Annotated in this window: 13 protein-coding genes; 11 read left to right on the forward strand and 2 right to left on the reverse strand. The window is 72.7% G+C overall.

The window, feature by feature from the left end; all coding sequences use genetic code 11:
• The first annotated feature begins 70 nt into the window (after window positions 1–70).
• The 11 genes from ACFQRF_RS11645 to ACFQRF_RS11695 all read left to right on the forward strand — a co-directional run bounded on the left by ACFQRF_RS11645 (window position 71) and on the right by ACFQRF_RS11695 (window position 10624).
• Complete coding sequence (locus ACFQRF_RS11645; RefSeq protein ID WP_379871059.1) at window positions 71–1033, forward strand: ParA family protein; 963 nt, start codon at window positions 71–73, stop codon at window positions 1031–1033.
• Window positions 1006–1446, forward strand: a complete 441-nt coding sequence (locus tag ACFQRF_RS11650; protein ID WP_379871060.1) for a hypothetical protein — start codon at window positions 1006–1008, stop codon at window positions 1444–1446. The genes ACFQRF_RS11645 and ACFQRF_RS11650 overlap by 28 nt, the downstream gene beginning before the upstream one ends.
• Window positions 1447–1867: 421 nt before the next feature.
• Window positions 1868–2695, forward strand: a complete 828-nt coding sequence (locus ACFQRF_RS11655; RefSeq protein WP_379871061.1) for a segregation and condensation protein A — start codon at window positions 1868–1870, stop codon at window positions 2693–2695.
• Entirely contained in the window at window positions 2692–3318 is a 627-nt protein-coding gene (gene scpB, locus ACFQRF_RS11660) for an SMC-Scp complex subunit ScpB (RefSeq protein WP_379871062.1), read from the forward strand. Before ACFQRF_RS11655 ends, scpB begins: the two co-directional genes overlap by 4 nt.
• A complete protein-coding gene (locus tag ACFQRF_RS11665) occupies window positions 3302–5143 on the forward strand; it encodes a pseudouridine synthase (protein ID WP_379871063.1) in 1842 nt (613 codons plus the stop codon). Before scpB ends, ACFQRF_RS11665 begins: the two co-directional genes overlap by 17 nt.
• A 47-nt stretch (window positions 5144–5190) precedes the next feature.
• Window positions 5191–5553 (forward strand): chorismate mutase, encoded by a 363-nt coding sequence (aroH, locus tag ACFQRF_RS11670; protein WP_379871064.1) that lies wholly within the window; start codon window positions 5191–5193, stop codon window positions 5551–5553.
• A 109-nt stretch (window positions 5554–5662) separates the two neighbouring features.
• Window positions 5663–6748, forward strand: coding sequence for a prephenate dehydrogenase (locus tag ACFQRF_RS11675; protein ID WP_379871387.1), 1086 nt, complete (start codon window positions 5663–5665; stop codon window positions 6746–6748).
• Window positions 6749–7084: 336 nt separating this feature from the next.
• Complete coding sequence (gene cmk, locus ACFQRF_RS11680) at window positions 7085–7792, forward strand: (d)CMP kinase (protein WP_379871065.1); 708 nt, start codon at window positions 7085–7087, stop codon at window positions 7790–7792.
• A gap of 97 nt (window positions 7793–7889) precedes the next feature.
• The gene (gene der / locus ACFQRF_RS11685; protein WP_379871066.1) at window positions 7890–9317 is read left to right on the forward strand and encodes a ribosome biogenesis GTPase Der; all 1428 of its coding nucleotides are present in this window, start codon (window positions 7890–7892) and stop codon (window positions 9315–9317) included.
• An 86-nt stretch (window positions 9318–9403) separates the two neighbouring features.
• Window positions 9404–9919, forward strand: a complete 516-nt coding sequence (locus tag ACFQRF_RS11690) for a 2-thiouracil desulfurase family protein (protein WP_379871067.1) — start codon at window positions 9404–9406, stop codon at window positions 9917–9919.
• 219 nt (window positions 9920–10138) lie between these two features.
• The gene (locus ACFQRF_RS11695) at window positions 10139–10624 is read left to right on the forward strand and encodes a hypothetical protein (protein WP_379871068.1); all 486 of its coding nucleotides are present in this window, start codon (window positions 10139–10141) and stop codon (window positions 10622–10624) included.
• A 276-nt stretch (window positions 10625–10900) separates the two neighbouring features.
• Here the strand turns inward: ACFQRF_RS11695 and ACFQRF_RS11700 are convergent, their stop codons facing one another.
• Together ACFQRF_RS11700 and ACFQRF_RS11705 are read right to left on the reverse strand one after the other, a co-directional pair.
• Complete coding sequence (locus ACFQRF_RS11700; RefSeq protein ID WP_379871069.1) at window positions 10901–11218, reverse strand: type II toxin-antitoxin system prevent-host-death family antitoxin; 318 nt, start codon at window positions 11216–11218, stop codon at window positions 10901–10903.
• Between the two features lie 77 nt (window positions 11219–11295).
• Window positions 11296–13971 (reverse strand): AfsR/SARP family transcriptional regulator, encoded by a 2676-nt coding sequence (locus ACFQRF_RS11705; protein WP_379871070.1) that lies wholly within the window; start codon window positions 13969–13971, stop codon window positions 11296–11298.
• Between the last annotated feature and the right edge of the window lie 750 nt (window positions 13972–14721).

Raw genomic sequence — 14721 nt, forward strand, 5'->3', positions numbered from 1 at the left:
TCCGACGGTCGGTCAACCGGTTGGCGAAAATCGGCCGGTAATGACGGGACCGTAGGGAGGTCAAGGGGCTGTGAGCTGGTCTGGGCACGACGAGCCGGAGGCGGCTGATCCCGCCTCCGCCGAGGAGGACGCGGTGACCGGAACGGCGGACAGCCCGTGGGGGGAAACACGCACGGGGGCGGCACTGACCATCAACAGACCGAAACCGGAATTCCCGGAACCGGCACCGCTGAGCGATCACGGTCCGGCCCGGGTCGTCGCACTATGCAACCAGAAGGGCGGGGTGGGCAAGACCACGACGACCATCAACCTGGGGGCCGCCATCGCGGAGTACGGCCGCCGGGTGCTGCTCGTCGACTTCGACCCGCAAGGAGCGCTCTCGGTGGGGCTCGGGCGGCTGGATCCGCGCGAACTCGACCTCACCGTCTACAACCTGCTCATGCAGCGCGACGTCATGATCGAGGACGTGCTGCTCAAGACCGACGTCGACGGACTCGACCTCATCCCGAGCAACATCGACCTGTCCGCCGCCGAGGTCCAGCTGGTCGGCGAGGTCGCGCGCGAGCAGATGCTGGCCCGCGCGCTGCGGCCGGTCATCAACGACTACGACGTCATCCTCATCGACTGCCAGCCGTCGCTGGGCCTGCTCACGGTGAACGCGCTCACGGCGGCGCACGGCGTCATCGTGCCGCTGGAGTGCGAGTTCTTCGCCCTGCGCGGGGTCGCCCTGCTCATGGACACCATCCAGAAGGTGCAGGAGCGGCTGAACGACCGGCTGGTCATCGACGGCTTCCTGGGCACCATGTACGACCCGCGCACCCTGCACGCCCGCGAGGTGCTGGCCACCATCATCGACGGGTTCGGCGACAAGGTCTACAGCACGGTCATCAACCGGACCATCCGCTTCCCCGACGCCACGGTCGCGGGGGAGCCCATCACCCGGTTCGACTCCTCATCGGCGGGCGCCAACGCCTACCGCGAACTGGCCAAGGAGGTGCTGGCCAGGTGGCCGCTCAGCGACCACGGCGCGTGACGCTGCCCGGCGCGGCGGACCTGTTCTTCCGGTCCACGTCGGCGCCGCACAGCGCTCCGCAGGCGGATCCGTCCCAGAAGCCGCCCGAACCGGCGGCCCGTGAGGAGGACGGACCCGGCGAGCGGCTGGGCACCGAGCGGACCGTGTCCGCACCCCGGCCCCGCAAACCGCGGGCCCGCACGCAGCGGGCGCCACAGCCCAGTGGCCGGCAGCGGCACGAGGAGAAGATCACCGTGTACATCTCCGCCGCCGAGCTGCTCGCGTTGGAGCAGACCCGGCTGACCCTGCGCGCCGAACACGGCCTCACCGTGGACCGGGGCCGGATCGTGCGGGAGGCGGTGGCCGTGCTGCTCGCCGACTTCGAGGAGCACGGCGAGACGAGCATGCTGGTGCAGCGGCTCGGCGACGACTGAGCGCGACCGGGGGTACCGGCGGCGAGGCGCCGAGCGTCCGGAGCCGACGGCGCCTCTGGGCGCGGCTCTTACGCGTCGGCCGCCGGGCGCCCGGGCGATCGCACACTCGCGGTGGGAGGGCCGCTGTGCCCTCCCACCGCGGAGCCCGCGGCCGGACGGCAGCCGCCCGCAGGTCCGTCCCGGGCCACGTGGGGCGCATCGACCGTTCTCCCCGTGCGGGCGCAACGCCCGCTACCGCCAAGTGAGCGATTCCGCGTTCCCGGCCACGCAGCGGTTCTTTCGTTCCCGGCCACGCAGCGGTTCCCCGTTCCCGGCCACGCAGCGGTTCCCCGTTCCCGGCCACGCAGCGGTTCCTTCGTTCCCAGCCACGTAGGCGATGCCACCCTAGAAGAATGACCGTGACTACCCCGACCCGCTCCGCATGACGGAGGACGCGTCCGCCGCAGGCGGCTTCCAGGTGCACCTCGACAACTTCGAGGGCCCCTTCGACCTGCTGCTCGGGCTGATCTCCAAGCACAAGCTGGACATCACCGAGGTCTCGCTCTCCAAGGTCACCGACGAGTTCATCGCCTACATCAAGGCGCACGGCGACTCCTGGGACCTCGACCAGGCCAGCCACTTCCTGGTGGTCGCGGCCACGCTGCTCGACCTGAAGGCCGCGCGGCTGCTGCCGCGCGGCGAGATCGAGGACGAAGCCGACCTCGCCCTGCTGGAGGCCCGCGACCTGCTGTTCGCGCGGCTGCTGCAGTACCGCGCCTACAAGGAGGCCGCCGCGGTCTTCGCCGCCCGGCTCGCCGCCCAGGGGCGCCGGTTCCCGCGTGCCGTGCCCCTGGAGCCGCGGTTCGCCGAGTCCCGGCCGGACGTGTTCATCAAGCTCGGGCCGCAGGAGTTCGCGGCCCTGGCGGCGCGCGCCCTCACGCCCAAGGAGCCGCCGAGCGTCCCGGTGACCCACATCCACCAGACCAAGACGTCGGTGCGCGAACAGGGTGTCCTGGTGGTCCAGGCGTTGCGCGAGCACGGAACGCTCACCTTCGCCGAGCTGACCGCCGACTGCACCGGTACCTTCGAGGTCGTGGCCCGCTTCCTCGCGCTGCTGGAGCTGTACCGCGCGGCCAACGTCGGCTTCGAGCAGCCGGAGCCGCTCGGTGAGCTGCACGTCACGTGGACCGGGAGCGAGCAGGGCGACATCGCGGTCGCCGATGAGTACGGGCAGCAGAAACCGGCCGAGCGGAACGGGGAGACGGAGTGAGCGTGCGGGAGACCACCACGACGGAGGAGCCGACCGGCGCGACCGCGGATACCGGCGGCCCGCAGGAACAGCGCGCTCGGTTGCGCCGCGACCTGGAGGCCGTGCTCATGGTGGTCGACCAGCCGGTGGCGGAGTACGACATCGCGCGGGCGTTCGGCCTGCCGGTCGAGACCGTCGCCGCGACGCTCGCCGAGCTGTCCCGCGAGTACACCGAGCAGGGACGGGGGTTCGATCTGCGCCAGGTCGCCGAAGGGTGGCGTTTCTACACCCGTCCGGAGTGCGCCGACGTGGTGGAGCACTTCCTGCGGGACGGACAGGAGGTGCGCCTCACCCAGGCGGCGCTGGAGACGGTGGCGGTGGTCGCCTACCGCCAGCCGGTGTCCCGCGGGCGGGTCTCCGCGGTCCGCGGTGTGAACTGTGACGGCGTTATGCGTACCCTCGTACTGAGGGGCCTGATCGAAGAGGCCGGCCACGACCCGGAGTCGGGGGCACTGCTCTACCGCACCACCAGCTACTTCCTGGAACGGCTCGGCCTGCGCAGCCTCGACGAACTCCCCGATCTCGCACCATTCCTGCCCGACGACATCGAAGGTCTCGACGACACCGGTGAACACACCACGTAAGAATGACAGGCCCCGCGCCGAGCGGGGCTCCTACGACCAGCGCGGTGAGCGCGGTCGGACCTCCACCCCGCGCGGTGAGCGCGGCGAACCCAACCGTGGGCGCGGCCAGCAGCGTCCGCAGTACCGCGACGGCGGCGACCGCCGTGGCGGCGGACGTTTCGGGGAACAGCGCGACGACCGCGGCCGCCACGGCGGGCGCTATCGGGACGACCGGGACCGCGACGACCGCGGCGGGCGGGGCTCCTACGGCCGCGACGGTGGCCGTGGCCGCGACGATGACCGGCGCGGCGCACGCGACGACCGCCGCCCCTATGGACGGGACCGCTTCGACCGCGACACCCGCTCCGGCGGACGCCCGGGCGACCGGGACCAGCGGGGCTCCGGGTACCGTGGCCGCGACGAGCGCGGCCACCGCGACCGTGACGATCGCGGCTTCCGTGACGAGCGTGGCGGGCGTGACCGCGGGCCTCGTGACGGCGGGTACCGGGACCGCGACGGCCGGGGCTACCAGAACCGTGACGATCGCGGCGGGTACCGGGGCCGCGACCGGGACGGAGGCTTCCGCGACCGCCGCGACGAGCGCCGTCCCCGTGACCGCGATGACCGCGGCTTCCGTGACGAGCGTGGCGGGCGTGACCGCGGGCCTCGTGACGGCGGGTACCGGGACCGCGACGGACGCGGCTACCGGGACCGTGATGAGCGCGGCGGGCGTGATCGTGGGCCCCGCGCGGGCGGGTACCGCGAGCGTGACGAGCGCGGCGGGCGTGATCAAGGACCCCGTGACGGCGGATACCGCCGCCGCGACGAGCGCGGTGGACGCGAGCGTGGCCCGCGCGACGGCGATCGAGGCCGCGACGGCCGTCCCGGCCGCGACCGCGCTCCCGGCGGGCGCGGCTCCGGACGCTCCGGCCCGGACCGGCGCGGCGGCGACCGGCCGGCCGAGCGCGGACCCGCCTCGGGCGAGTCCCGCGGCGGCGACCGCCGTGCCGAGCGGGACCTGTCCCGTGCCGCGCACGCCCGGCTGCGCGCGCTGCGCGAAGAGTACGACCCCAACGACGACGACCGTTCCGAGGAGCCGCGCGACACCTACGCCGACGTGCCCGGCGGCATCCGGCTGCAGAAGGCGCTCGCCCAGGCCGGCGTCGCCAGCCGCCGCGCCAGCGAGGAGCTCATCGCCCTCGGCCGCGTCACCGTCGACGGCCAGGTGGTGCGCCGATTCGGCGCCCGGGTCGACCCGGAGAAGTCGGAGATCCGTGTCGACGACATGCGGGTCGTCACGGCCCCCGACCTGCTGTACTTCGCGCTGAACAAGCCGCGCGGCGTGGTCAGCACGATGTCGGACCCCGAGGGCCGCCCCACGCTCGCCGACTACTGCGGGCAGACCGAGGAGCGCCTGTTCCACGTCGGCCGGCTCGACACCGAGACCGAGGGGCTGATCCTGCTCACCAACGACGGTGAGCTCGCCAACCGCCTCACCCACCCGCGCTACCGGATCGTGAAGACCTACATCGCGATGGTGCCCGGCCCGGTGCCGCGGGAGGTCGTCCGGCAGTTGCGCGAAGGCGTGGAACTGGAGGACGGTCCCGTGGAGGTCGACTCCTTCCGCGTGGTCGACGACGCCGGCCCCAAGTCGCTGGTCGAGATCCAGCTGCACGAGGGGCGCAAGCACATCGTCCGCCGCCTCATGGAGGCGGTCGGCCACCCGGTGTCCGACCTCGCCCGGACCCAGATCGGGCCGATCGGTCTCAACACGCTCAAAGCAGGGACGATGCGGGCACTGACCTCCCGGGAGGTCAGTGAGCTCTACACTGCCGCAGGAATGTGATCAGCCCGGCCGGGCGGCCGGGAGCACCGACAGCAGAGGGGACGAACGTGGCGGTACGGGCGGTCCGCGGAGCCATCCAGGTGGACGCGGATGATCGGCACCTCATCATGGAGGCGACGGCCGAACTGGTTTCGGAGGTCATGCAGCGCAACCGGCTGACGACCGACGACGTGATCAGCGTGCTCTTCACCGCCACCCCGGACCTGCGAGCGGAGTTCCCGGCGCTCGCCGCCCGCAAGCTCGGCTTCACCGACGTGCCGCTCATGTGCGCCGCCGAGATCGCCGTCCCGCACGGGCTGCCCCGTGTGGTGCGGCTGATGGCGCACGTCGAGACCGACCGGCCGCGTTCGGAACTGCAGCACGTGTACCTGCGCGGCGCACAGGCCCTGCGCCTGGACATCGCGCAGTAGCCGCATCCGCCCGAGGGGGCGCGGCGCGACGGCGCCGCGCCCCCTCCGCGTGCTCTACGCTGGGACGACAGGACATGTCCGTCTTCGGAGCGGGGGAGCAGCGGCCGTGATCGAGCGAGCGGTGGTGGTGGGGGCCGGGCTGATCGGCACCTCCATCGCCCTGGCCCTCCGCGAGCACGGCGTGGAGGTGGCCCTCGCGGACCGCGATCCCGCCGTCGTGCGCCTTGCCGAGGATCTCGGAGCCGGCACCGCGCTGTCCCCCGAAGGCCCCGTCCGTCCGGCCGACATCGCCGTCATCGCGGCGCCCCCGCAGGCCATCCCGGCGGTGCTGCGCTCCGCGCAGAACCGCGGCCTCGCCCACGTCTACACCGACGCCGCGAGCGTCAAGCACTCCGTCGTCACCGAGGCGGCCCGGCTCGGCTGCGACCTCGCCACCTTCGTGCCCGGGCATCCGATGGGCGGCAGCGAGAAGCAGGGCCCGAGCGCGGCCCGCGCCGACCTGTTCCTCGGCCGTTCGTGGGCGCTCTGCCCCACCGGCAAGGCCGACGCCGGAGCGGTCGCCGTCGTCACCGAACTCGCCCGGCTGTGCGGCGCCGACCCGATCACGCTCGACGCCGAAGAGCACGACCGCGCGGTGGCCCTCGTCTCCCACGCCCCGCACGTGGCCGCCGCCGCGGTGGCGGCCCGGCTGCTCGGCGGCGACGCCAGGGCGCTCGCCCTGGCCGGTCAAGGGGTGCGCGATGTCACCCGCATCGCCGGGGGCGACCCCGACCTGTGGGTGGAGATCCTGCGGCACAACGCCCGGCCCGTCGCCGACGTGCTGGCCGGCGTCGCCCACGACCTCGCCGGCACGGCCGCCGCCCTGCGCACGGACGGCACCCGGCCCGAGGACATGACCGGCCCCCTCCGCGACCTGCTCGCCCGCGGCCGGGAGGGGCGCGACCGCATCCCCGGCAAGCACGGCGGCGCCCGGACGCCGGAGTACGCGGTGCTGCCCGTGGTCATCCCGGACGAGCCGGGCGCCCTCGCCCGCCTCTTTGCGGCGGCGGAGGACGCGGGGGTCAACATCGAGGACGTGCGCATCGACCACTCACCGGGGCTGCCCGTCGGTGTGGCGCAGCTGTCGGTCCGGCCGGACAGCCTGCAGCAGCTGTCGCGGGCACTGGCGGCCGGGGGGTGGTCGGTGCATCCGTAGGCCGCCCTCGTGGTTGGTTGCGGAACGGTAACGGTGGTGGAGAGTGGCAGGTCGGGAAGGGTGCGCCCCGCGTGTGCGGGGATGAACCCGCCCTGGTGGCGGAACCACTCAGGTGAGAGATGTGCGCCCCGCGTGTGCGGGGATGAACCTCGTTAAGTCCAAGGATGCCAAGGCCCCTTACAGTGCGCCCCGCGTGTGCGGGGATTCCCCTTCCGCCGCCGCATCCCCCGCCAGATGCCGGGAATGGCCTTCCCCACAGGGTCCGAGTACCGTTCCCGCCCCTGTAGCCTGGATCGTTGGGATGAGATGGAAACAACCCGGGGAGAGGTTGCCACGGTGAACGAGCGGGGTCACGGCGAAGGCATCGTCATCGCGATTGACGGTCCTTCGGGGTCGGGCAAGTCCAGCACGGCCAAGGGCGTGGCTCGCGCGCGGGAGCTGAGGTACCTCGACACCGGAGCGATGTACCGGGCCATGACGTGGTGGATGTTGCGCCACCAGGTCGATGTCGAGGACGCGGCAGCCGTCGCGGACGCGGCATCGCGTCCGGTCATCACCCTGGGCACCGATCCGGACGCCCCCACCGTCCAGGTGGACGGCGTGGATGTGGCCCAGGCGATCAGGACTCAAGAGGTCACCACCAACGTGAGCGCCGTCAGCGCCGTACCCGCGGTGCGGGAGCTGCTCGTCACCCGCCAGCGCCAGATCATCGACGAGGCGCGGGAGGAGTCGGCGGGCATCGTCGTCGAGGGTCGCGACATCACCACCGTCGTCGCCCCGGACGCTCCGGTGAAGATCTTCCTGACCGCGAGCGCCGAGATGCGGGCGCAGCGGCGGAGCAGGGAAGTGCGGTCGAGCGATGTCGCGGCGACCCAGGCCGATCTGGCCCGCCGCGACCAGCTCGACTCCAGCCGGGCGGCGTCCCCGCTCACGCAGACGGCGGACGCGATGGAGCTCGACACCACCGGCCTGTCCCTTGACGAGGTCATCGCGCTCGTGGTGAAGCTGGCCGACGAGGCCGGAGCGCGTACCCCCGCGCTGTAACGACGGCGCACGCGCGTTGCCCGCGGGGCACACACTGACCAATCCCCACGGCACGCATCCTGGGCGCGTGGGGGCATTGCGACCGGGAGATTTCCGAATGAGCGAGAGAACCGACGTCCTGGCGGGCGTCGCCGAAGAGCGCGACGCCGCCGACGACGTCACGGTCAAGCCCGTGGTGGCCGTCGTGGGGCGGCCCAACGTGGGCAAGTCGTCACTGGTGAACCGGATCATCGGCCGCCGCGAGGCGGTCGTCGAGGACGTTCCCGGTGTCACCCGGGACCGGGTGGCCTACGACGCCACGTGGCGGGGCCGCGAGTTCACCCTCGTGGACACCGGCGGCTGGGAGACCAGCGCGAGCGGGCTGGCCGCGATGGTCGCCCGTCAGGCCGAGTACGCCGCGCAGACCGCCGACGTCATCCTGTTCGTGGTCGACGCGACCGTGGGCATCACCGACGCCGACGAGGCCGTGACCCGCGTGCTGCGCGCCACCCGGCGGCCGGTCGTGCTGGCCGCCAACAAGGTGGACGGCGCGCTGCAGGACTCCGACGCGCTGGAGCTGTGGAACCTCGGTGTCGGCGAGCCGTACCCGGTCAGCGCGCTGCACGGGCGCGGGTCCGGTGACCTGCTCGACGCGGTGCTGGACGCGCTGCCCGAGGAGGCGCCGCCGGAGACGCTGGAGGAGGAGGGCGGTCCGCGCCGGATCGCGCTCATCGGGCGGCCCAACGTGGGCAAGTCCAGCCTGCTGAACCGGCTGGCCGGTGAGGACCGGGTGGTCGTGGACGCGGTGGCCGGCACCACGCGGGACGCGGTGGACGAGCTCATCGAACTGGGCGGCCGGACCTGGAAGTTCATCGACACCGCCGGCATCCGCCGCCGGTTCCGCGCTCTGCAGGGGGCCGACTACTACGCCACCATGCGCACCGGCACCGCACTGGAGCGGGCCGAGGTCGCGGTGGTGCTCCTGGACGTGAGCGAGCCGCTGGCCGAGCAGGACATCCGCGTGATCGAGCAGGTCGTGGACTCCGGCCGCGCGCTGGTGCTGGCCTTCAACAAGTGGGATCTGCTGGACGAGGACCGCCGGTACTACCTGGAGAAGGAGATCGACCGGCAGCTCGGCCGGGTGCGGTGGGCGCCGCGCGTGAACATCTCCGCCCGGACCGGCCGGCACGTCGAGAAGCTGGTGCCCGCGATCGAGACCGGCCTCGCCTCGTGGGACACCCGGATCCCCACCGGGCGGCTGAACACCTGGCTGAAGGAGCTGGTGGCGGCGACTCCGCCGCCGGTGCGCGGCGGTAAGCAGCCGAAGATCCTGTTCGCCACCCAGGCCGACACCCGGCCTCCGCACTTCGTGCTGTTCACGACCGGGTTCCTGGAGGACAACTACCGCCGGTTCATCGAGCGGCGGCTGCGGGAGGACTTCGGGTTCGAGGGCAGTCCGGTCAAGCTCTCCATGCGGATCCGGGAGAAGAAGGGCGGCGGAACCAAGGCGTCGCGTGGCAGCACCCGCCCCGACTGGAAGCGCTGACCCGCCCTGCGGTCCTCCACAGCCTCCGCGCCCGTCCGGTCCACCGGGCGGGCGCGCGGCTATCGTGGGCCCGGGAGGTGGGGAGAGTGGAACGGATCCTGGTCAGCGCCTGCCTGATGGGCCAGCCGGTGCGCTTCGACGGGCGAGCCAAGCCCACCGCGCACCCGGCCTTCGAACGCTGGCGCCGCGAGCGCAGACTCGTCTCCTTCTGCCCGGAGGTCTCGGGCGGCCTCCTGGTTCCGCGCCCACCGGCCGAGATCGAGCCCGGCGCCACCGCACGGGACGTGCTGGCCGGCACGGCCCACATCGTCACCGACACCGGCGCGGACGCCACGGAGTTCTTCCTGGCGGGCGCCCGGGGAGCGCTGGCGACGGCGCGTCGGCACGGGATCCGGGTGGCGATCCTCAAGGAGGGCAGCCCGTCCTGCGGTGTGCACCGGGTGGGCGACGGCACGTTCGGCGGCACGAAGGTGCCGGGCGACGGGGTGACGGCGCGGCTGCTCGCGGACCATGGGGTCCGGGTCTTCTCGGAGGCCGAGATCGACGCGGCGGAGGCGTACCTGGGGGAGTTGGAGGGGAGACCCGGCCGCGTGTCCGAGTGATCCGGCGCTCGGGACGGAACTCGCTCGCGACGCGACGGCCAGGGTGGGCCGGCCGAACGAAAATACCTGGACGCGGAACGTCGATTTTTGGTAACAGTGCGTTGAGATTCCAGGTCGCGGGGTCGGCGGCCCAGCTCGGCCACCATTCGCATGGTTCGCGTTCGTCTTCGCGCGTTGACCGCGGCCTGTGAAGTCGGTCAAGTAACCGAGGTGGTCTTAGTGACGGATGGGCCGGCCGCCAAGGCCGATCTGTTCGAGGCGCGGATCGGCGTCTTCGCCACCCCTGACGGGGTGGCGAAGACCGTCGCCGCCCTCTCCGCGCTGCTGCGGAAGGAAGGCAGCATGAGCGCCCCCCTGCCGTGGGACATCAAGGTGGTCGAAGAGGACGACGGCACCGACCCCGACGATATGCCGCTGACGGAGTTCTACGACGAACTTCCCGACCAGTGGCACGCCGAGCACCCGGGCGAGGACCCGGGCGAACGCACCGTCCACGAGATCCGGGTCGGGATGTTCCTCCCCGAGGCGCAGGGCCACGAAATCCGGCAGCGGCTCAACCTGGTGCTGTGCCCCGAGCTCCAGCACAGCGGGCCATGCCCGATTCCGTGGTCATCGAGCTACGTCGACCCCATCACGGAGTCCGAGCGCGACTACCTGGAGCGCACCTACCCGCGGCTGCGCCCCGCCGGGCGGGCCGGCAACTGATCCCACCGGCAGGGCGCAGGCCGGTCCGGGGGAGCGCTCTGGCACCTACGGCCCATATTTCGCAGATTTCGACTGTTTTGTCGGCACCAATGCGGTAGGTGACCCGCCAAGTGTTCCGGCCGACAACGAGCATGCGATATCCGGGCAGATCGCCCCCAGTGGTTGTCCTGCCTCCGGATTCTCATGAAGCAAATACAATTTCGTCATTACTTTGCGGGGCGGCATCCGCGCTGATGCGCCGGAGGTCGTCCATGGCCTCCACGGTGAGGTAAAGGGTTACCATCGATCGTCCTCGTCAGGGTGCGCTTCGAGTGACTCCTTCGTAAGCCCGAATGCCTTCATCGCATCTTCGAAAGGGATCCGCTCGCCGGTGTCGGTGGCGGCTCGCGCCATGACCAGTGCGAGGTCCCGCAAGTCCTCTTCGGCTTGTTCGAGTTCTGCCAGGCGCGCATATCCGACCACTGCGGCGACAGGCTCGTGTCGCCGGGTGACGACGATCATGGCACCGTTCTCCGCATCGCTGACGATGCCCGCGACACCGCGTCTGGCTGCTTCGGTAACACTGACTTCGTGAACGTTTCGCAGAATCGCCATGGTCTGCAATGGTGTCGCATATAGCGCCGCCGACCGGCTGAGCGGGGATGAGCGTCCCTGCCCCTATCTACCGCTGCTCACCGCTCACTCGTCAGCCGCCCGATGTCCCCCAGGACCTCCGCCACCCCCTCCGTGTCGCCGATCTCCTCGAAGATGCCCAGCGCCGCACGGAACCGGGTCATGGCCGCCGTGGTCGCGCCGTCGTCGCGGTGCAGCAGGCCGATCTCGTGCAGCACGTGCGCCTCGCGGTGCCGGTCGCCGATGACCTGGGTGAGGTGCAGCGCGGCGGTGAGCCACGTCATCGCCTGGCCGTGATCGTCCAGGGCGCGCCACACCCGGCCGATGGCGGTGCGGGCCACCGCCTCGCCGTGCTGGTCGCCGACCGCGAGGAATCCGGCGAGGGCGCGATAGTAGTCCTCCAGCGCCTCGGAGAAACGCCCTTGGAACCGCGCCACCGTGGCCAGGCCGCTGGTGGCGATGGCCTCGCCGTGCTCGTCGCCCTCCGCGGCGAACAGTTCCTGGGAGCGCCGGAAGTTCCGCACGGCGTCGTCGAACTCGTCGCGGTAGATGTGCAACTGCCCGAGCCCGCGCAGCAGGGCGGCCTCGCCGCGGTGCAGCCCGGCCGTGCGGGCGGCGGCCAGGGCGACCCGGTGGGTGCGCCGCCAGTCGTCGTAGTGCGCTCGCAGGTCGAAGTACGGCACGAGGGAGACCGCGAGCTCCCACGCCGACGCGGCCAGGCCGACGGCGGCGGCTTGGCCTACGGCCGCGACGAGCGAGCGGCGCTCGGCGTCGAACCAGGCCCGTGGCCGCTGGGCGAGCCGCCGGGCGACGGTCGGCTCCACCTGCCAGCGGGGCGCGCCGGTGAGACCGGGGACGAAGGGGCTCACGGGCAGCCCGGTGTTGGCCATGTCGGTCAGCGACAGCCAGCCGCCGACCACACGGCGCACGGCGTTCCGGCGGTGCCCGGTGTCGCCGGGCTCGGTGGCGACCTCGCGGGCGTAGAGCCGGAGCAGGTCGTGCATCGTGTACCGCGGCTGGCCGAGCTCGTCCACGCCGACCGGGTGGATGAGGTTCGCGTCGACCAGGGTGTCCAGGACGTCGTCGGACCCGGGACGGTCCAGGAGCGCGCCGATCGTCCAGCTGGGGGTCGCGGGCATCTCCTCCAGCGTGCCCAGCAGCCGGAACACGCTCGCGGCGGGCGGCGGCAGCGACCGGAGGCTCGCCGCGAAGCTGGCCCGGACCCCCAGGACGCCGAGCCGCCGCGACTCGTCGGCCAGACGCTCGGCGAGCACCCGCAGCGGCCACCCGTGCCGCCCGGCCACCTTGGCGCCGGCCAGCCGGATCGCCAGCGGCAGTCCGCCGCAGGACGCGACGATCGCCGCCGCGGCCTCCGGCTCCCGCGCGACCCGCTCGGGTCCGGCGATGGCGGCGAGCAGGGCGGTGCCGGCGTCGGGGGTGAGGACGTCGAGGTCCACGAGCCGGGCTCCGGGGAGGTCGGTGAGGCGCCGTCGGCTGGTGACGAGGACCGCGCACCCCGGCGCCGAGGGGAGCAGGGGCAGGATCTGCTCGGTGCCGCCCGCGTCGTCCAGTAACAGGAGCATGCGGCGTCCGGCCAGCCGGGCGCGGTACATGGCGGCGCGACCGGACTGGCCGGCCGGGATGCTGCGGCCGGCCACCCCGAGGGCGCGGAGCTGGTCGGCGAGCAGTTCGGCGGGCGCGGCCGGTTCCGGAGTGGTCCCGCCGAGATCGAGGTAGAGCTGCCCGTCGGGGAACCGGTCGCGCAGGTGGTGGGCGACGTGGGTGGCCAGGGTGGACTTTCCGACCCCGGGCGGCCCGGCCACGACCGCGACGGCGGGGCCGCGCTGCCGGTCGGCGCCGAGCCGGAGCAGGTCGTGCACGAGCTCGGTGCGGCCCTGGAAGTCCGGCAGATCGGGGGGAAGCTGGCAGACCGGGGGCAGCGCCTCGGGCAGCACGGTGGTCAGCGCCGCGGTGACGGTGGCGGCGGCGGGTTCACCGGCGAGGACGGCCTCGTGCACCTGGCGCAGCTCGGCGCACGGCTGCACGCCGAGTTCGTCGTTGAGCATGCGCCGCACTTCGGCGTAGGCGCTCAGGGCCTCGGCGCGCCGGCCGCTGCCGTACAGCGCGAGAACGAGCTGCAGCCACAGCCGCTCCCGGAAGGGATGTTCGGCGATCAGCGCCCGCAGCGGGGCGATCGCGGCGGCGTGCCGGCCGAGGGAGAGCTGCAGCGCTCCGAGCTCCTCGGCGATGCTCACCCGCCGCTCCATGAGCCGCCCGACGTCGCCCTCCCACACGGGGCTGGCCGGCAGGTCCGCCAGCGGGCGGCCGCGCCAGCGGGACAGCGCCCGGTGCAGCAGGCCGAGCGCCGTCTCGTGGTCGGCCCGATCCCGGGCCGACTCGGCCTGCCGGACGAGGTCGTTGAACGCGTGCAGGTCGAGTTCGGCGGGCTCGACCCGGATCGTGTATCCGGCGGATCCGGCGCGGATGCGGTCCGACCCGCCCAGCGCGGTGCGCAGAGCGCTGGCGTAGGTGCGGACGTTGGCCACGGCGGAGGCGGGCGGCCGGTCCGGCCACAAGGCCTCCACGATGGTGTCGAGCGGCACCGTGCGGTTCGCGTGCAGCAACAGGGTGCCGAGCAGCATACGGGGCTTGACGGCGCTCACCCGGGTGCCGGCGCCGTCGACGTGAACGCGTAGGGGGCCGAGGATCTCGAATCTCAACTCCGGACGCGACATGTTCTGTCCTCCGACCGCATCTGGGGGATGTGGGGCACGACGTTACCGTTCAGTAATGGACGGTTGGTGGGATTACCGTCATTTGTCGGGATTTGTGGCTTCGCTGGGAAGATGTACCCCGGTGGGTAGCCGCCACCACGACGCCGGCCCCATGCGAACCGAGCGACTCGCTGCCGGTGCCGCCCCGGCTCAGGCCACCGGCGCGTGCCCCGCCTTTCGGCTCCCGTTCCCCGCCGGGCAGGGCCGGCACGGCGGCTCCGGCAACAGCGGCGCGCACCGGTCCTACGGGCTCGACTTCAACCGCAGTGGCGCAGCCGAAACCGACCTCGGCGACACCGTGGTCGCCGCCGCGGGCGGCCGGGTCATCACCGTTCCCCACCAGGGACCCGTCAACGGGTACGGCGGCCTCGTCGTCAACGACCACGGCGGCGGGTGGCGCACCTACTGCGCCCACCTGCGAGTGCACCTGACCTCGCGCAACATCGGCGCCGACCCGTATCCGCCGCAGGAGGTGTGCGCCCCGGGGTCCCGCGTGATCGGCTCGGCCGCAATCGGTCGGCCGGGACCGGCCGGCTGCCGAACACCTCCGTCAACGGCGGCGACTGCGTGGTCACCCCAAGAACACCTCCGTCGGTACCGCGACGGCGACGTCGGCCCACCTGGAGGTTCAGGGACGTGGCCGGGCGACCGACTCCGGGAACATCGCCCACCACGCCGGTCCGGTCCGCGCGCAGGCCCGCGCCACCTGCC

Origin of the sequence: Marinactinospora rubrisoli (assembly GCF_042664915.1) — a bacterium.
GTDB lineage: Bacteria > Actinomycetota > Actinomycetes > Streptosporangiales > Streptosporangiaceae > Marinitenerispora > Marinitenerispora rubrisoli.

Bases quoted from the DNA above. Each gene is read 5' to 3' on its own strand.
- ACFQRF_RS11655 (WP_379871061.1), top strand. From the start codon at position 1,868: ATGACGGAGGACGCGTCCGCCGCAGGCGGCTTCCAGGTGCACCTCGAC.
- der (WP_379871066.1), top strand. From the start codon at position 7,890: ATGAGCGAGAGAACCGACGTCCTGGCGGGCGTCGCCGAAGAGCGCGAC.
- ACFQRF_RS11700 (WP_379871069.1), bottom strand. From the start codon at position 11,218: ATGGCGATTCTGCGAAACGTTCACGAAGTCAGTGTTACCGAAGCAGCC.
- ACFQRF_RS11705 (WP_379871070.1), bottom strand. From the start codon at position 13,971: ATGTCGCGTCCGGAGTTGAGATTCGAGATCCTCGGCCCCCTACGCGTT.